This is a genomic window from Cupriavidus sp. 05L310 (assembly GCF_056398185.1).
The window spans coordinates 19613-38021 of sequence record NZ_JBFTOX010000012.1; the positions used below are offsets into that span (position 1 = coordinate 19613).

Annotated in this window: 11 protein-coding genes and 2 pseudogenes; 11 read left to right on the forward strand and 2 right to left on the reverse strand. The window is 64.8% G+C overall.

Annotated elements, in window-relative coordinates:
• Window positions 1–30: 30 nt before the first annotated feature.
• On the forward strand, window positions 31–666 hold the full coding sequence (locus AC1DS6_RS10885; protein WP_441633781.1) for a glutathione S-transferase family protein: 636 nt from the start codon (window positions 31–33) through the stop codon (window positions 664–666).
• Between the two features lie 314 nt (window positions 667–980).
• Here the strand turns inward: AC1DS6_RS10885 and AC1DS6_RS10890 are convergent, their stop codons facing one another.
• Together AC1DS6_RS10890 and AC1DS6_RS10895 are read right to left on the reverse strand one after the other, a co-directional pair.
• The gene (locus AC1DS6_RS10890; protein ID WP_428180459.1) at window positions 981–1376 is read right to left on the reverse strand and encodes a cupin domain-containing protein; all 396 of its coding nucleotides are present in this window, start codon (window positions 1374–1376) and stop codon (window positions 981–983) included.
• Between the two features lie 427 nt (window positions 1377–1803).
• A pseudogene (locus tag AC1DS6_RS10895) lies at window positions 1804–1938 on the reverse strand (IS4 family transposase); the annotation flags it as partial.
• Between the two features lie 324 nt (window positions 1939–2262).
• Between AC1DS6_RS10895 and AC1DS6_RS10900 the strand changes: the two are divergent.
• From AC1DS6_RS10900 to ssuC, 10 genes and pseudogenes are all read left to right on the forward strand, one after another.
• Complete coding sequence (locus AC1DS6_RS10900) at window positions 2263–3978, forward strand: ShlB/FhaC/HecB family hemolysin secretion/activation protein (protein ID WP_477102488.1); 1716 nt, start codon at window positions 2263–2265, stop codon at window positions 3976–3978.
• A gap of 54 nt (window positions 3979–4032) precedes the next feature.
• Window positions 4033–12975 carry a hemagglutinin repeat-containing protein gene (locus AC1DS6_RS10905; protein ID WP_477102489.1) on the forward strand — a complete coding sequence of 2981 codons (8943 nt, stop codon included), beginning with the start codon at window positions 4033–4035 and terminating at the stop codon, window positions 12973–12975.
• 143 nt (window positions 12976–13118) lie between these two features.
• Window positions 13119–13406: a hypothetical protein gene (locus AC1DS6_RS10910; protein ID WP_441633776.1), complete on the forward strand. Its 288-nt coding sequence runs from the start codon at window positions 13119–13121 to the stop codon at window positions 13404–13406.
• 163 nt (window positions 13407–13569) lie between these two features.
• Window positions 13570–14052 carry a hypothetical protein gene (locus AC1DS6_RS10915; protein ID WP_441633774.1) on the forward strand — a complete coding sequence of 161 codons (483 nt, stop codon included), beginning with the start codon at window positions 13570–13572 and terminating at the stop codon, window positions 14050–14052.
• 329 nt (window positions 14053–14381) lie between these two features.
• Window positions 14382–15389: a sulfate ABC transporter substrate-binding protein gene (locus tag AC1DS6_RS10920; protein WP_441633772.1), complete on the forward strand. Its 1008-nt coding sequence runs from the start codon at window positions 14382–14384 to the stop codon at window positions 15387–15389.
• Window positions 15390–15450: 61 nt separating this feature from the next.
• A pseudogene (locus AC1DS6_RS10925) lies at window positions 15451–15729 on the forward strand (NAD(P)H-dependent oxidoreductase); the annotation flags it as partial.
• A gap of 216 nt (window positions 15730–15945) precedes the next feature.
• Window positions 15946–16173: a hypothetical protein gene (locus tag AC1DS6_RS10930; RefSeq protein WP_441633770.1), complete on the forward strand. Its 228-nt coding sequence runs from the start codon at window positions 15946–15948 to the stop codon at window positions 16171–16173.
• 26 nt (window positions 16174–16199) lie between these two features.
• Window positions 16200–16400 (forward strand): hypothetical protein, encoded by a 201-nt coding sequence (locus AC1DS6_RS10935; RefSeq protein WP_441633769.1) that lies wholly within the window; start codon window positions 16200–16202, stop codon window positions 16398–16400.
• Window positions 16401–16412: 12 nt separating this feature from the next.
• On the forward strand, window positions 16413–17576 hold the full coding sequence (gene ssuD, locus AC1DS6_RS10940) for an FMNH2-dependent alkanesulfonate monooxygenase (RefSeq protein WP_441633767.1): 1164 nt from the start codon (window positions 16413–16415) through the stop codon (window positions 17574–17576).
• A gap of 11 nt (window positions 17577–17587) precedes the next feature.
• Entirely contained in the window at window positions 17588–18397 is an 810-nt protein-coding gene (gene ssuC, locus AC1DS6_RS10945) for an aliphatic sulfonate ABC transporter permease SsuC (protein WP_276290180.1), read from the forward strand.
• Window positions 18398–18409 lie beyond the last annotated feature (12 nt).

The following is an 18409-nucleotide window of genomic DNA, read 5'->3' on the forward strand; positions in this document are numbered from 1 at the left end:
GGTGCCGTCCCTCATCACCTACCAATTCCCATGACCATCATCCTGCACACATGGAACACGCCGAACGGACGCAAGATCAGCGTCGCGCTCGAGGAAATGGCCTTGCCGTACACCGTCAAGACGGTGAACATCACCAAGGGCGAGCAGCACCAGGCGGACTTCCTGCGCATCAGCCCCAACAACCGGATTCCGGCCATCGTCGATCCCGATGGTCCCGGCGGCCAGCCGATCAGCGTGTTCGAATCCGGCGCGATCCTGCTCTACCTCGGCGAGAAAACCGGCAAATTCCTGCCAGCATCCCTGCGCGAACGGGTACCGGTGCTGGAGTGGCTGATGTGGCAGATGGGCGGCTTCGGGCCCATGCCGGGACAAGTCCATCACTTCCGCACTGTGGAGTCGGAGGCCGACCGGCACTATGGGCTCAAGCGCTATTCAGAGGAAACCAACCGTCTTTACGGCGTGCTTGACCGGCGGCTGGCGGAAGTGGAATTCGTCGCGGGCGAGCTATCCGTGGCGGATTTCGCGATCCTCGGGTGGGCATGGCGGCATGAGCGCCATCAGGTTTCGCTCGATCGTTTTCCCAACATCCGGCGCTGGTATGACGCCTTGTTTGCCCGGCCAGGGGTACAGCGCGGCTTTGCGGTCAAGCTGGACGATGCGGCGTAGGCCATCTCCGGTCGATGGCCGCGCCCACGGAAATCGTGCCTGCAGAGGGGGTTCTCCGGCACGTGCGGTCCGTTTGACATGGGTCAAGTGCCGCAACGGTCAGTCCGGATAAGATGGTTTCCGTCATGGAGATGCGGGGGCGCTCTTCATGACTTGTCTACCCGTTTCCAGAATACGGAAACTTGGCCCGCGCCACGCAAGTGGGGCGGGCTTTTTTATTGTGGCGAGCCTCATGCTGGATGCGCGGGATCGACCGTGCGCTGCATCGCGGCGGAGACAAACGACAAACGTGCCCCGATGCAGCGACAGCGATATCAGGGCGCGGGCGTCGCGAGCGGCTTGCCCTTTTCGACCACATACACGCCGACCAGGCTGACCGGCGCGGTGCCGGGATTGTGCGCGTCATGCACGACCCCGGCCGGAACCACGAACGACTCGCCCGCCTTGACGACCCGCGGCGGTTGCCCGTCGATCAGGAGTTCGGCCTGGCCTGCCAATATGTAGCTGACCTCGTCGCCCGGATGCGTATGCCGTCCCGCATAGGCGCCGGGCGCCACCTCCACCCGTGCCACCACAGCCTCCCGCCCCGGCACGGAAACGTCCTCCTTGCCGACAAGGGTACGCGTAAGGCCGCTGCCCTGCGCCAGCACGGCGCCAGAGGCGAGCCATAGCCCGGCGCCCGCAAGCATGCTCAGTGTCCTGGTGTTCATGGTCTGTCTTCTCCCGAATTGGTCTTGTTTTGCTGCGTTTCACTTCAAAAGGCATGTCGCCCGGAAAGCGTGGCATTCAGGTGACTGCTGGAACCAGTTGCAGGTGGGACGGGTGGCCGGCCGGAACGGGCCGGCGAGACGATGGCAGATGCTAGCAAATGCGCCAGTGTGTTTGGAATAAGGCGCAGCCCTATATCGGCAAGCGTCATGCTTGGACTACTTGGTGACGCTCCGCGAGCAACTCAGGAATGACCTGCCCGACTTCAATGGCAACACAAGCCGGACGCTGCCGATGCCCACGCGCTATGTGATCGCGCCAGGATGGGATGTTGGTGGACATGGCGTCGCCGTCTAGGTTCATGGCTCCTTCCAGTTGCAGTATCTCAGTTTCGGCAAGTGACCTTATGTCCATTCCCTTATGCGGAAGTCATGGTTCTTCCCGCAGTGCCTGAATAGCGGGTGCGCCGTCCATGGTTCGCTGCATGCCGATCCAGATTGTCTTGGCGCCAGGTTCACCATCGCTCTTGCGCCCAGGAAACCCACCCAGGGAAGCGCATGTGCGATAGCTGCAGCGCTTCGACCCCAGGACATGATGGGGTTCGCCAGGCCAGCAGATCCTGTGACACGGAATCACCCCATGCGGTGCTGACGCGGAGCCGCAGGCGCGGTCTGCAGCCGTGCGAAAGAACCGCGCAAGGTTGGGAAGAATCTCCCCAATTTCAAGAAATTTCCTAAGCACGCCGCACTTCGCAGCGCGAACACTCTAGGTTTGGTTGCAAGTCACTCTCAGTCGCGTGAGCGGACAAGTGCAACTTCTCTGGCCTGCCATAGGCGGTACTGGATGCCCGCCAGCAGGGGGCATGGGCCAATACAGGGAAGAACAAACATGGAGCAACGGAGGTACTGGTCATCGGTAATGCGCTCGTGGTGCCTGGCTTGCGGCCTGCTGGTGTTTCCGATCGCCTCGCAGGGGCAGGCACCCGGAAGCCCGGCGCAGGAATTACTGCGCCAGCAGGAGCGCGAACGCGTCTTGCGCGAGCAGCAGGAAACCACGCCGGATGTGCGCATGCAGATGCCGGCCCTGGCGGCGCCCGATCAGTTGCCGAGGGAAGAAAGTCCCTGCTTCACGATCCACGAGATCCAGCTGACTGGCGAGGATGCCGGCAAATTCCTGTGGGCGCTGAAGGCGGCTGACCCTGCCACCGATCCCGCTACCGGCCGTTGCCTGGGCACCGCAGGCATCAACGTGGTGATGAAGCGCATCCAGAATGCCATCGTCGCGCGTGGCTTTGTGACCACGCGTGTGCTGGCGGCCCCGCAGGACCTGAGCAGCGGCGTTCTGACGCTCTCGGTGGTCCCGGGGCGGGTACGGGCGGTCCGCTTCGCCGCGGATACCTCCTCGCGTGCCACCGCCTGGAACGCCGTACCGATCCGCCGTGGCGATCTGCTCAACCTGCGCGATATCGAACAGGCGCTGGAGAACTTCAAGCGCGTCCCCACCGTGGAGGCCGACATCCAGATCGTGCCGGCGGAAGGTGAGGACGCACGGCCTGGCGAAAGCGACCTGGTCATCGCCTGGTCTCAGCGCCGGCCCATGCGGCTGAACGTCGCGCTGGACGATTCCGGCAGCCGGGCGACGGGCAAGTACCAGGCGAGCGCCACGGTCTCGCTGGACGATACCTTGATGCTGAACGATCTCTTCTACGCCAACTTCAACCACGACGTGTTCAGCCCCGGCGGCAAGGGCACGCAGGGCTACACCGTCCATTACAGCGTCCCGCTCGGCTACTGGCAACTGGGCGCCACCGCCGGTGGCTACAAATACCGCCAGACCGTGGCCGGCTACTCGCAGAACTATGTCTACCGCGGCACCAGCGAAAACGCCGAAGTCCGCTTGTCGCGCCTGTTGTATCGCGATGCGACGCGCAAGACCGGCGCCTACGTCCGCGGCTGGCTGCGCCAATCCGGCAACTACATCGACGACACCGAGATCGAAGTGCAGCGCCGCCGCACCGGCGGCTGGGAGCTGGGGCTGACGCATCGGGAGTACCTTGGCACGTCCATTCTCGATGCCACGCTTGCCTACCGGCGCGGCACTGGCGCCTTCGGGGCGATGGCGGCGCCGGAGGAAGACTTCGGTGAAGGCACTTCGCGCATGCAGGTCATCACCGCCGACGCCCAGTTCGCCGTGCCATTCCGGATCGCCAACCAATCCCTGCGCTACACCGCCAACTGGCGGGCGCAATGGAACCGCACGCCGCTGGTGCCGCAGGACCGTTTCGCCATCGGCGGGCGCTATACCGTGCGCGGCTTCGACGGCGAACTCACGCTCATGGGCGAGCGCGGATGGCTATGGCGCAACGACCTGGGGCTGGCCCTGGGCGCCGGGCAGGAAGTGTACGTCGCCGTCGATGTGGGGCGTGTCGGCGGTCCCGCCACCCGCTGGCAACCGGGCCGCACCCTCGCGGGTTCGGCCATCGGCTTGCGCGGCGGCATGCATGGCGGCTACTGGGACGTCTTCTTAGGCACGCCGCTGTACAAGCCCCAAGGGTTCCGGACCGACTCTGTCATCGCCGGCTTCAGCATGGGCTGGTCTTACTGATCTCCTTGGGGCGAGTGCGCCCGCATTCGTATCTGCATAAATGGGAATGGCCGCATGAACAAGAACCTCTACCGCATCATTTTCAACCGTGCCCGCGGCATGCTCCAGGTCGTCGCCGAAATCGCCCGAGGCCACAGCAGCGGTGGCGGGGGGCGGGGCATAGCGGCCAGCAGACCTTGCGTCGTGATGGTGCGGCCATTGAATTTCGCCGTGTGGGTCATCATGGGGCACGTCGTCCTGGGCGGCACGGCGCTTGCGCAGGTGGTGGCCGATCCCAGCGCGCCGGGCAACCAGCGTCCGACCGTGCTGCTAGCACCGAATGGCACTCCCTTGGTCAACATCCAGACCCCAAGTGCAGCCGGTGTTTCGCGTAACACCTACCAGCAATTTGACGTGGGCCAGCAGGGGGCGATCCTCAACAACTCCCGCGGGAACACACAAACGCAGTTGGGCGGCTGGGTGCAGGGCAACCCATGGCTGGGCAAGGGGACGGCCAAGGTCATTCTCAACGAAGTCAATTCCAGCAACCCCAGCCGGCTTAACGGCTACGTCGAAATCGCCGGTAGCCGGGCGCAACTGGTCATCGCCAACCCGGCCGGGATTTCCTGCGACGGCTGCGGCTTCATCAATGCCAACCGGCTGACCCTGACCACCGGTACGCCGGTCGTCAACGGCGGCTCTCTGGAGGGCTATCGTGTCGAAGGCGGCGCCCTCCGGGTCCAGGGCAAGGGCCTGGACGCCAGCGGTGCCGATTACACCGACGTGATCGCTCGCTCGATGGAGGTCAACGCCGGCATCTGGGCCAGCCAACTGCAAGTCACGACGGGCGTCAACGATGTCAGCGCCGATCACACCCGGGTGGCGGCCAAGGCCGCTGGCGGCAAGGCTCCGGCCTTCGCCGTGGACGTGAGCAGCCTGGGCGGCATGTATAGCCAGAAGATCGTTTTATTGGGCACGGAACATGGCGTCGGGGTTCGCAACGCCGGGAACCTGGGCACCCAGGCGGGCGAACTGGTCGTGACCGCCGATGGCCGCCTGGAGAATAGCGGTGCCATGCAGGCGCGGACCGATACCCGGGTGAACGCCAGCGGCGGCGTCGCCAATGCCGGCACCCTCAGCGCCGGGCGCGAGTTGGTGGTGAACACCCCGCAGGATGTGGACAACCGTGGCGGCACCCTCAACGGCCGGCGCGTAGAGGTCAATGCGCAATCGCTCGCCAATCGTGACGGCGCGATCGAGCAGACCGGCGTACAGAACCTGGCCTTGCGCGTAACGGTCGCCTCCAACCGCCATGGCGGGCGCATTGGCCTGGTCGAAGCCAGCAGCGGTGGTGGCCCAGGCAGCTCGGGTAACGGAGGCGTCCCGGGAAGCGGTAGCGAAGGCGGCAGCACAAGCACCGGAGGCATTGTGGAGGTCGATGCTGGCACCGCGCCCGCGCCGCACCCTCCGGCCCGCCTGGCCGACGGTGCGCTCAATATTGCCAAGACCCTCGACAACGACGGCGGCCGCATCTTCGCCGGCGGCGCGATCGACCTTGCCGCCAGTGGCGGCCTGAACAACGACGGCGGCCATCTGGGCGTGCGCCAGCTCAGCGCCAGCGGGGGAGACCTGGCCAACCGCAGCGGCGAACTGCATGTCTCGGACGCCGCCAGCATCCGCGCTGGCCAGGTGAGCAACGACGATGGCCGCCTGCAACTGGGCGGCGCGCTGACCTTCACGGCCGACAACCTCTCCAACCGCGCGGGGGCTTTCCTGCACAGCGGCACGGATGCCACCCATCTGCAGGTGGCCGATACGCTCGACAACAGCGATGGCACCCTGGCGAGCAATGCGTCGCAATTGAGTCTGTCGTCCCGCCAGCTCATCAACCAGAGTGGCAAGCTCAACCACGCCGGCGATGCTGCCCTGAAGATGCAGGTTGACACGCTCAACGGCAAAGACGGCCAGATCGCCACGGCGGGCGCGGCGGCCTTCAAGCTCGGCAGCGCTGACCACCGCAACGCCAGCCTGAGCGCGGCCCGGATCGACCTCACTGCCGAGTCGTTCGACAACCGCGGCGGCAAGATCGTCGCCAGTGGCGAGCACGGCAACCGGCTCCACGTGGCCGGCTCGCTCGACAACAGCCAAGGCACGATTGCAACCAATGGCGACCTGAGCATCCGCGCCAGCACGTTCGGCAACGCGGACGGTACCGTGCAACACGCCGGCAACGGTCGCCTGGATATCGCTGCCGGCACACTCAACGGTGCCGGCGGAACGCTCGCCAGCAATGGCGCTCTCACCCTTACCGGCGAGACCACTGACCTGTTCGGCGGCACCACCCTGGCCCGCAAGATCGACATTGACACCGGCAAGCTGACCAGCGCCGCAGGCAGCCTGAGCGCCAGCGGCACCGACGCACTCGACGTGAAGGTGCGCGGGGCGCTGGACAATCATGGCGGCACCATCGCCGGTAACGGCGCCCTCGACCTGAATGCGAAATCCCTGGGCAACCGCGACGGCAATATCCAGGCAGCCGGCGCTGCCGATACCCGCCTTGCCGTGGCCGAAACGCTGGATAACACGGGCGGCACCCTGGCAGCGGCGGGGGACACCGCCATCCAGGCTGGAACGCTGCACAACCAGGGGGGCACGCTGCAAGCGGCCGGAGAAGCCGGACTGGACGTCCGGGTCGACGGCCGGCTCGACAACCGCGACGGCGGCGTCATTGTCAGCGGCGGCGCGGGCCAGGTCACGGCAGGTTCCCTCGACAATCGCGGTGGTACCCTCAACGCCCGTGGCACCCTGACCGTCAGTGCCAGCGAAGGGCTGGACAACCGCGCCGGCAAGCTCGTCAGCCATGGCGACCTGGGCCTGACCACCGGCAGCCTGGACAACCGCGATGGCGGCCTCGTCGCCTCCACCAAAGGCGGGGTGACCGTGGACTCCCGTGGCCGTACCGATAACGCCGGTGGCACGCTTCAGGCCGCCGGTGGCCTGGCGCTGGACAGCACCGGGCTCGGCAACGCTGCCGGCACCGTCCTTGGCGCCAATTTGCGCATCGACACCCGCCAGGCGGCGCTGGACAACGCCCACGGCACCCTCGCCAGCACGGCGGGCAGGCTCGACATCCGCAGCGGCGCATTCGACAACACCGCAGGCCTGCTGCAATCGGCCGGCGCCCTCGGCTTGAGCGGCGGCGACCTGGACAATCGTGCCGGCGTGCTCCACAGCCAGGGAGATCTGGCCGCACAAGTCGGTACCCTCGACAACCGCAACGGTGGCCAGTTCAGCGGCAACGCTGGCGTGTGCCTGGACGGCAGCGCGCTGCAGAACCAGGGCGGCAAGGTCCAGGCCAGCAAAAAACTGACCGTGACGCTGACCGGTACCGCCGACAACCACAACGGCCTGATGGCGGCCGGCGACGATCTGGGCGTGAACGCCGACACCATCCTCAATCGCGACACCCAAAGCGCCGATCCCCAAGCGCCGCTGGGTTTGCAGGGCGGCACCGTGGCCCTGGCCGGCAACCGCATCGACAACACCGCCGGCACCATCGCCGCCGACCGTCACATCGGCATTACCGGCGCCGGCGTGGGTAACACCCTGGACAACACCGGCGGCAGCGTCTCTTCGGCGGGCAGCATCGCCGTGACCGCCAACCGCATCGTCAACAGTGCCGGCACGCTGCTGTCCGGCACCCGCCAGTCCATCGAGGCCGGGGGGATGGCCGGCGATGGCAGGGTGCTTTCCAAGGGCGACCTGACCGTTGCCTTGCAGCAGGCCTTCGACAATAGCGGCGAAATCACCGCCAACGGTCGCGCGCTCATCAGTACCGCTGGCCGCCTGACCAACCGCAGCACCTTGCAGGCCGGCGACCTGGAAGTCCGCGGCAGCCATGTGGACAACACCGCCAGCGGCCAGATCAGCGGCGGGCGCACCCTGGTGGCGGCCGGCGGCACACTGGGCAACCGCGGCCTGATCGACGGCGGCCGGACCCACATCGAAGCCGGCACCCTCGATAACGTCGGCACCGGGCGCATCTACGGCGACCATGTCGGCATCCAGGCGGGGAGCGTGCTAAACCGCGAGGAGCACGCCAACGGCCAGACCAAGGCCGCCGCCATCGCCGCGCGCCAGCGCCTCGACATCGGCGCCGGCGTTGTCAACAACCGCGAACAGGCGCTGATCTTCAGCGCCGGTGGTGGCAGCGACGCCATGAATATCGGCGGGGCGCTCGATGCCGAAGGGCATGCCACCGGCCGCGCTGGCCTGCTGCTCAACGACAGCGCCACCATCGAATCCCTCGGCGGCCTCACCATCGACGCCAGCCGCCTGCGCAACGGCAACCTGCACTTCGGCGCCGAGGTGGTGCAGGTTGGCGGGCCGACCAAGGGCATGTACCTGCAGCCCAACGGTGACCCGAACAAACACGATATTGGCGATTTCGCCTGGGAGCGTTGGAGCAAAGCGGGCCTCTACCGCAACAAGCAGACCGGCGCCGAAGTGAAGGCCTGGACCCAGTACGACATCACCCGCACCGAGTACGAAACCCAGGTCACCCAAAGCGCGCCGGCGCTGATGCGCTCCGGCGGCAACATGACGCTGCGCGGCGACGAACTGACCAATGATAGAAGCCACATCTTCGCCGGCGGCGCCTTGCAGGGCGACTTGCACAACCTGAAGAACGAACAGGTGTTCGGCGAGCACATCCAGCGCGAGCAAGGCACCAGCCAGTACACCTACAGCCGCTGGCGCGGCGGCTTCAAGTGGTATCACGAGCGCAAGTGGGACGGCAGGATCGCCTACACCCCCGCCGACACGATCCAGACCATCCCCCTGAACGTGTCCAAGGCCCAGCAACACACCGCCAGCAACGGCAGTGGCTACAGCGTCGGCGGGCGCAACACCGGCGGCGTGGGTGGCACCATCGCCGGTGGCAGCGGTACCTCCGGCGGCGCCAGCTCGCGCGAGATCATCGAAGTGGCGGCCGCGGTGGGAAGCGTCAGCGGCCCTGGCACCCTCCAGGGACAAGACGCGGCATCCGCGGACGGCCCGGGCGCCAGCACGAGCAGCAGCGTCGGTGCCGCCAGTGGCAACGACCCCGCCGTGATCCGTACCGTGGGCGTCGACACCCAGGTCCCCACCAACAGCCTGTTCCGCGTCCAGCCGGACAGCGGCAGCTACCTGATCGAAACCGACCCGCGCTTTGCCAACTACCGCAACTGGCTCAGCTCCGACTACCTGCTGTCGCAGTTGGGCTACGACCCGGCCGCCATGCACAAGCGCCTGGGCGACGGCTTCTACGAACAGGGCCTGGTGCGCGACCAGATCGGCCAGTTCACCGGCCGGCGCTTCCTCCAGGGCTACGGCAGCGACGAAGCGCAGTACCGCGCGCTGCTGGAAGCCGGCGGCACCTATGCCAAGGCCTGGAGCCTGCGCCCCGGCGTGGCGCTGAGCGCCGAGCAGATGGCCCAGCTCACCAGCGACATGGTCTGGCTGGTGGAGCAAGATGTCACCCTGGCCGACGGCACGCGCAGCCGTGCCCTGGTGCCGCAGGTCTACGTGCGCGTCAAGCCCGGCGACCTCAACGGCAATGGCACGCTGATCGCCGCCGACAGCATTGACCTCGAGTTGAAGGGCGACCTGGTCAACTCCGGCACCATCGCCGGGCGCACCGCCGTCAAGCTCACCGGCGAGAACCTGCGCAACCTCGGTGGCCGCATCACAGGCGACGCGGTGGCCCTGAAGGCCCGCAACGATCTGGACAATATCGGCGGTACGCTGGATGCGGGCAAGGCGCTGTCCGCGACAGCCGGACGCGACCTCAATGTGGTCACCACCATCCACAGCGACGCCAAGCGGGCGGGCCTGAGCGACTTCAGCCGCACCCACATCGACCGCGCCGCCGGCCTGTACGTCAGCAACCCCGGCGGCACCCTGGTGGCCATGGCCGGGCGCGACGCCAACCTGATGGCCGCGCAAATCATCAATGCCGGCAAGGACGGCAAGACCGCCATCGTCGCCGGGCGCGACCTCAACCTCGGCACCGTCCAGGTCGCCGAGCAGGAAAACAACGTCCGCAACACCAGCAACTACCTCAAACAGGGCCATGGGCAGGATGTTGGCACCACCGTGCGAACCGAAGGCGACGTTCGCCTGCAGGCCGTCGGCGATCTCAACGCCCGCGCCGCCAACGTCACCAGCGACAAAGGCGCTTTGGTGGCCGTGGCACAAGGCGACGTCAACATCGTCGCCGGCGAGGCCGGAAGCACCTGGAGCGAAGGCCGCAAGCACAAGAGCAGCGGCCTGTTCGGCTCCACCACCAAAACCAGCCGTAACAGCGTGGAGGAAACCAACGCCGTAGCCAGCACCTTCAGCGGCAACACCGTGGCGGTGCAGGGGCAGAACGTCACGGTCACTGGCAGCAATGTGGTGTCCGATGCGCGCACCGTCATCGTGGCGAAGAACGACCTCAGGGTAGAAGCCGCAACCAACACCCGCAGCGAAAGCCACTTCAAGCGCACCGACAAGACCGGCTTCCTCTACAACGGCGGGGTCGCAATCACCCTCGGCAGTCAGATGCAGAGCGTAGGCAAGAAGGATATGAGCACCAGCGCCGCGGCCTCCACCGTGGGCGCCACCGGCGGTAGCGTTACCCTGGTCGCGGGCAACCACTACCAGCAGACCGGCAGCCACGTACTGGCGCCCAAAGGGGATATCGATATCCACGCCAGGAAGGTGGATATCGTCGAGACTCGCGAAAGCGGGCGCAGCACGGAGGAGAGTAAATTCCGCCAGTCCGGCCTGACCGTGGCGGTGACCGCACCGGTGATCTCGGCCTTGCAGGCTGCCGAGCAGATGAAGAGTGCGGCTGGCAAGACTGAGGATCCACGGATGAAGGCACTGGCCGCCGCAACCACCGTGCTGACGGCCAAGAATACGCTCGACACCATCAAGGCCGACCCCAAGGCGGCCGGTGGCCTCAATATCTCAATCACCGTGGGCGGCAGCAAGAGCGACAGCAAGTCCACCAGCACCCGCGACACCGCCGTCGGCTCCACCGTGGCTGCCGGCGGCGACGTGCGTATCAGTGCCACTGGCGCCGGCCAGGATTCCGACCTCACTGTCCAGGGCAGCCGCATCCGCGCCGGTGGCAACGCTCACCTCAAGGCCGACGGCGACCTCACCCTGCTGGCCGCTCAAAACACCAACGAAACCGACCGCAAGAGCAGCAGCGCCAGTGGTGGCGTCGGCGTGGCCATCTCGGTTGGTTCCAATGGCGTCGGCTTCGGTGTCACAGCCAATGCCAGCGGCTCCAAAGGCAAGGGCGAAGGCAAGGACGTCACCTGGAGCAACGCCCATGTCAACGCGGGCGAACGCCTGACCCTGGAATCGGGCGGCGACACCACCCTGCGCGGCGCGGTGGCCAGTGGTAAACAGGTGGTGGCCGATGTCGGCGGCAACCTCAATATCGAGAGCCTGCAAGACACCAGTACCTTTAAAAGCAAGGATCAAAGCCTTGGTGGGAGCGTCACCGTAGGTGTTGGTTTTGCCGCCAGCGCCAGCTATTCCAACAGCAAGGTCGACGGCGATTTCGCCAGCGTCCGGGGGCAAAGCGGCATCCAGGCCGGCGACGGCGGTTTCGATGTCAAGGTCAAGGGCAACACCGACCTCAAGGGGGCCGCCATCGCCAGTACAGACCAGGCCGTGAAGGATGGTCTCAACCGCGTGAGCACCGGCACCTTGACCGTTAGCGATATCGAAAATCGCAGCAAGCACAAGGCCACTGGTGTGAGCCTATCGGGTGGCTTCAGCGTGAGCGGCGATGACAAGAAGGCGGATGGAAAAGAGACCGACAAGCAATCGGAAAGCTCCAAAGCCACTAATGTCGCAGGCAAGGGCAGCGACTGGTCGCTGCAGAACTTCGGCAACAGCGTCGGTGCCGGGGCCCCCGGGTACAGCAGGATCAGTGGCAGCGACAGCAGCGTCACTCGTAGTGGTATCAGTGGTGGTGCTATCGAGGCTCGAAACGAGACTGAGCATAAGGCAATGACAGGCAAGACCGTCGAAGAAACGGTTGCCAGTATTAATCGAGACATCCTCATTGGCGATAGCGCGAATGGTCTTGTCAAGGACTGGGATGCCGGCAAGCTGGTCGCGCAAGTGCAGGCCCAGGCGGAGATCGCGGCAGCATTTTCGCAGCAAGCATACACGGCAGTGGATAGCTACGTGAAAACCGAACGTGCCGAACTGCAAGCACGCTTGAAGCAAGTGAAGACTACGGAGGAGAAGGCGGTTGTCGAAGCTGAACTGAAGGATCTTAAGTTGCAAGAGCGCGTGATGAACGTACTAATTGGCGCTGTCACTGGCTCTGGCACATCGGCGGTTACCAAGGAAACTCTGTCAGCTGCCGCCAGTAAAATGCGTGAATTGATGATTGAAGATTCTGCGAAGTTTGCGGGAGTAACAGATGGTCAAACTACTATCAATAATATATCTGGCGAAAGTGTGGGGTCCAATGGGGACGGTGTAAAACTTGGTGGCACACGAATTGATTTGGAAAAGCTATGCGGAAAAACTAATGAGCGGTGTCTAAAGAAAACCGATGGAAGTCTGGATCTTGATGACAAAAAACAGGTTCAGTTTGATAACGGGGCTGTCGGGATGAGTTTGGCTGAATTTTTGGGGACAGAGAAAGGTAAAGAAATGGGCGGCCTTACCGGTGGGATACAGGGTGTAAGAGGCACTTTATTCGGTGTGCCTTACGGGACTGGTAGTTGGCAAGATAGATTGATCGAATCCTTTGCCGGCACTCATGACATGATTGGTGGAAAGTTGGGGGGGCTCTACGACGAGGAAGGCAATGCGAAGCGAGAGCGCTCACTTGCGGTAAAAGTCGGGCATGAGGCATGGAGTATCGCGGCAATTCCTATTTCCGGGCCTTTCGCAATGGCCGAGGCATTGCCCCCCGAAGTCTGGCAGGCTATTTCTCTTCTTCTAAAGTCGGGAATTTAAGAGCTGCCAGATTAACTTTACCTCCTTAAATAAAATATTTTTATCCATTTTGTATGTTTTGATGGTTTTTGATGAAGATTAAATTTTTTATAGTTGTTTTTCTCCCTCTCTTATTATTTGGGTGTGGGATAGGAGGGTTTTGGATGAATGGAAATCCATCTGCGGGAATGAATATCACGCCTCTCAGTGATTATTGGGAAAAAAAGGTTGGAGGTGTGGAAGACAGAAATCTGGACTGGGTGGAATGTGGGGGGATGCGGGATGGAGGATACAGTAGCCCAAAGTCTGGAGTTGACGCTCAAGAGATGCGAGATGCAGCTGGTGCGAAATATATGGAGATACAGCAATGTATGCTTAAAAAAGGCTATCGCTATACCGGTTCTTGTGAAGGCTCGATACGGCACACATATCCAGCCTGCAAGGTTCAATAGTGCCGAGCTTGAGAATAATACCCAGCGCGGACTAACGGCGGGGGGAAACTGTTCTGCAACATATGGAACTCGGTCGTTCTGGTGCCCACACACCGTTTGCGTTGTCTGAGGCCCTGCCGCCACAAGTCTGGAAGGCAATTTCCATTTTCTTGAAGGCGTCAAGATGAAGTGCGGCGATCTCAATGCCCGCGCCGCCACCGTCACCAGCGAGCAAGGCGCGCTGATGGCCGTGGCCCAGGGCGATGTCAATATTGTTGCCGGTGAAGCCGGCAGCAACTGGAGCGAAGGGCGCAAGCACATATCCCGCGGCCTGCTCGGCTCCAGCACCAGGACCAGCCGCGACAGCCTGGAAGAAACCAACGCGGTGGCCATCACCTTCAGCGGCAATAGCGTGGCGGTGCAGGGGCAAAACGTCACGGTCACTGGCAGCAATGTGGTGTCCGATGCGCGCACCGTCATCGTGGCGAAGAACGACCTCAGGGTAGAAGCCGCAACCAACACCCGCAGCGAAAGCCACTTCAAGCGCACCGACAAGACCGGCTTCCCTTCCTCTACAACGGCGGGGTCGCGTGGATGGCAGCCACGGCATTCCGCCATGCCAAGGCCTTCCCGCGGAAAGCTCCTTGGTTGCCATACCGTGGGGTGATCTGTCTTCACGCCAACGGATGATTCTCAAATACGAATTGTACTCATTTGCATTTCTGCAGCCAACCTTCGGCACAACCTGTAGCACGCGGGCATCCCCGCAGCCTCTCGTTGTCGAAGACTGACGGTTTCGACGGTACTCCCTGCGGCTTGTCCATATTTCCGCCGAATCTTATGCGGAAAACGTGCAAGGATCGGCGAAACCATTCGTTCCTTTCACATAGCCCCCTCGGTAGTCTTCTTCCCTGACACCAGCCTTCCCACACAAGGAGGGCCATGAAACGAGGCGCGCAGCCGCCAATTCACGACGACAAGACGGGAGCAAGACAGATGATTCGCAAGCTGGCCATCGGATTGGCGGCACTGGCCGTGATCGGTTCCACCCAGACCGCCTGGGCCAACACCAACCTGTTGAATGTTTCGTACGACCCGACGCGGGAGTTGTACGTGGATGTGAATGCCGCCTTCGCCAAGGCCTGGAAGGCCAAGGGTGGCGACGCGCTGACCATCCGCCAGTCGCACGGCGGCTCGGGCAAGCAGGCGCGTTCGGTGATCGACGGGCTGGACGCGGATGTGGTCACGCTGGCGCTGGGCTATGACATCGACGCCATTGCCGAGAAGGGTCTGCTCAAGGCGGACTGGCAGAAGCGCCTGCCGCACAATGCCTCGCCCTATACCTCGACCATCGTGTTCCTGGTGCGCAAGGGCAACCCCAAGGGCATCAAGGACTGGAACGACCTGGTCAAGCCGGGTGTGCAGGTGATCACGCCGAACCCGAAGACCTCGGGTGGCGCGCGCTGGAACTACCTGGCTGCCTGGGGCTACGCGCTGCGCCAGCCGGGCGGCAACGAGCAGAAGGCCAGGGAGTTTGTTGGCCAGTTGCTGAAGAACGTGCCGGTGCTGGACTCCGGCGCCCGCGGCGCCACCACGACCTTTGTCGAGCGCGGCCTGGGCGACGTGCTGATTGCCTGGGAGAACGAGGCGATCCTGGCAATCAAGGAACTGGGTCCGGACAAGTTCGACATCGTCGCGCCGTCGATCTCGATCCTGGCCGAGCCGCCGGTGGCGGTGGTCGACAAGGTGGTGGACAAGAAGGGCACGCGCAAGGTGGCCGAGGCCTACCTGCAGTTCCTGTACACCGACGAGGGCCAGGAAATCGCGGCGAAGAATTACTACCGACCGATTTCGGAAAAGATTGCGGCCAAGTACGCGGCCAATTTCCCGAAGGTCAAGCTGTTCACCATCGACGAGGCCTTCGGCGGCTGGCAGAAGGCGCAGAAAGCGCACTTCGCCGATGGTGGTTCGTTCGACCAGGTCTACCAGCCCGGCAAGAAGTAATCAGCGGCATGGGCGGGCGCGAACTGCGTCCGCCGCGCCATTCAGTTGAGAAGGAAGCCCGATGTCCATCCTGACCCTGTCCGGCAGTCCGTCCGCCCCGTCGCGTTCCGGGCACCTGCTGGCGCATCTGCGCAGCGGGCTCGAAGTCGCCGGCGAACGCACCAGTCACCTGGCGCTGCGCGAGCTTCCGCCCGCGGCGCTGCTGGCGGCCAGGGTGGACGATCCCGATATCGCTGCCACCATCCGCGCGGTGGGCGAGGCCCAGGTGGTGACCCTTGCCACCCCGGTCTACAAGGCTGCCTATGGCGGCCTGCTCAAGACGCCCCTGGACCTGCTGCCGCCGGACGTACTGCCTGGCACCTTCGGTCGTGCCGCGCAGCGCCCTGTGCCGGCCGAGCGATGTTCCGCCTGAGTTGATGCGGGGGCGCGAGCGCCGCCCGGGGAGAACCAGCCTTATCCGTGATTGCTGCGCCGTCTTCCTTGCAGGCCGGCGGGGGAGCGTGCACCCGCACGCTGCCGGCGTGATCGCGTTTGCATCTTGCACAGGGACATCGATATGAACTCGGCAGTTTTCAAGCATCCCGACGAACGCGATATTCAGGGAACGCCAGCCGGCAACGGCGCGCGACGCCAGCGCGTTGCGGGCACCGGCAACCTGAAGCGCCGCCTGGTCCTGGCAGCGCTGGTTGCAGCCACGGGTCTGGCCTATGCGCTGCTGCCCGGCCGCGCGCAGGCGGAGGAGCCGGTCGATGCGGCGGATGCCGCCTGGCAGGCACAGCGTTGAACGCGGCTGGCAAGCAGGGCCACGCCGTGCGCCGCGCTCGACTGCGCCACGTGCTGATCGCGGCCTTGCTCACTGGCGGATTGGGCGCCGCCTTGCTCGCGCTCGGCCTGGGCACGGCGAAGTGGGGCAGGGCGGCGGCCATGCACGCCGCGACGGCTGGCACCGTGCCTGCGCGGAACCCCGCGATGCCGTCATACCGAATGGACGAAATCAACAAGACAAGCTGAAGAGGCAAAGGCATGCAAGTTTTCTGGTTTATCCCAACGCACGGCGACAGCCGCTACCTCGGCACCTCGGAAGGGGCGCGAGAGGTCAATCTCGATTACCTGAAGCAGATCGCCACCGCCGCCGATACGCTGGGCTACGAAGGTGTGCTGATTCCCACCGGGCGCTCCTGCGAGGACCCCTGGGTGGTGGCCTCCACGCTGGCCGCGGTCACCCGCCGCCTGCGCTTCCTGGTGGCTGTGCGCCCCGGCCTGATGGCGCCCACGCTGGCCGCGCGCATGGCGGCGACCTTCGACCGTCTCTCGGGTGGCCGCTTGCTGGTGAACCTGGTGACCGGTGGCGACGCGTCGGAACTGGAGGGCGACGGCCTGTTCCTGAACCACGCCGAACGCTACGAAGCCTCGGCCGAGTTCATCCGCATCTGGCGCGAGGTGCTGGCCGCCAGCCATGAAAGCGCCGAACTCGACTACGAAGGCAGGCACCTCAGGGTCAAGGGCGCCAAAGTCCTGTTCCCGCCGCTGCAACGGCCGCATCCACCGGTGTATTTCGGCGGCTCCTCGGATGCCGCGCATGAGCTGGCCGGCGAGCAGGTGGACACCTACCTGACGTGGGGTGAACCGCCCGCCGAGGTGGCGAAGAAAATCGCCGACGTGCGCCAGCGCGCCGCGCGCCATGGGCGCTCGGTCAGGTTCGGCATCCGCCTGCACGTGATCGTGCGCGAGACCGACGACGAAGCCTGGGCCGCCGCCGGCAAGCTGATCAGCAAGCTCGACGACGATACCGTGGCGCGCGCGCAGGCCGTGTTCGCCAGGATGGATTCCGAAGGCCAGCGCCGCATGGCCGCGCTGCATGCCGGCGGCGGCGAGCGCAGCCGCGCGGAGCTGGAGATCAGCCCGAACCTGTGGGCCGGCGTGGGCCTGGTGCGAAGCGGCGCGGGCACCGCGCTGGTGGGAGATCCGCACACCGTGGCGGCGCGCATGCAGGAGTATGCGGAGTTGGGCATCGATACGTTCGTGCTGTCCGGCTACCCGCACCTGGAGGAAGCCTACCGCTTCGCCGAACTGGTGTTCCCGCTGCTGCCGCGTTCCGTGCGCGACAAGCTGCCGGGCAAGGTGTTGTCGGGGCCCTTCGGGGAAGTCATGGCGACCGGCATCGTGCCGCGCGCGGCGCAGCGCTGAAGGAGGCCGACATGTCCGCTCCCCTCACGCTCCCGCCGCGCCGCGCCGACTGGCTGAACAAGGTGCTTGGCCCGGCCGCGCCCTGGGCTGTGCCAGTGCTGCTGATCGTGGTGTGGCAGCTGGCTTCACAGTACGGCTGGCTGTCCAATCGCATCCTGCCCGCGCCCTTCGATGTGGTGAAGGCTGCCTGGGGCCTGGCCATCACGGGCGAGCTGTGGCGCCATGTGTGGGTCAGCAGCTGGCGCGCCGTGCTTGGTTTCACCATCGGTGGCGGCTTCGGGCTGTTGCTGGGGCTGCTCACCGGCACGTTCCGGCCGGCCGCGACGCTGCTCGACAGCACCTTGCAGATGGTGCGCAACATTCCCACGCTGGCCCTGATTCCACTGGTGATCCTGTGGTTCGGCATCGACGAGACAGCCAAGCTGTTCCTGGTCGCGCTGGGCGTGTTCTTCCCGATCTACCTGAACACCTACCACGGCATCCGTTCGGTCGACCCGGGCCTGATCGAGATGGCGAAGAGCTACGGCCTGTCGGGCTGGCGCCTTTACCGCGAGGTGATCCTGCCGGGGGCCTTGCCCAACATCCTGGTCGGCGTGCGTTTCTCGCTCGGCCTGATGTGGGTGATCCTGATCGTCGCCGAGACCATATCGGCCCAGTCGGGCATCGGCTACATGACCATGAATGCGCGCGAGTTCCTGCAGACCGATGTGGTGCTGGTGGGCATCCTGCTCTACGCGCTGCTGGGCAAGCTGGCTGACTTGCTGTCGCGCGGGCTGGAACGTTTCTGGCTGCGCTGGCACCCCGGCTACCAGGCGCACTGAGCCCGCGGCCCA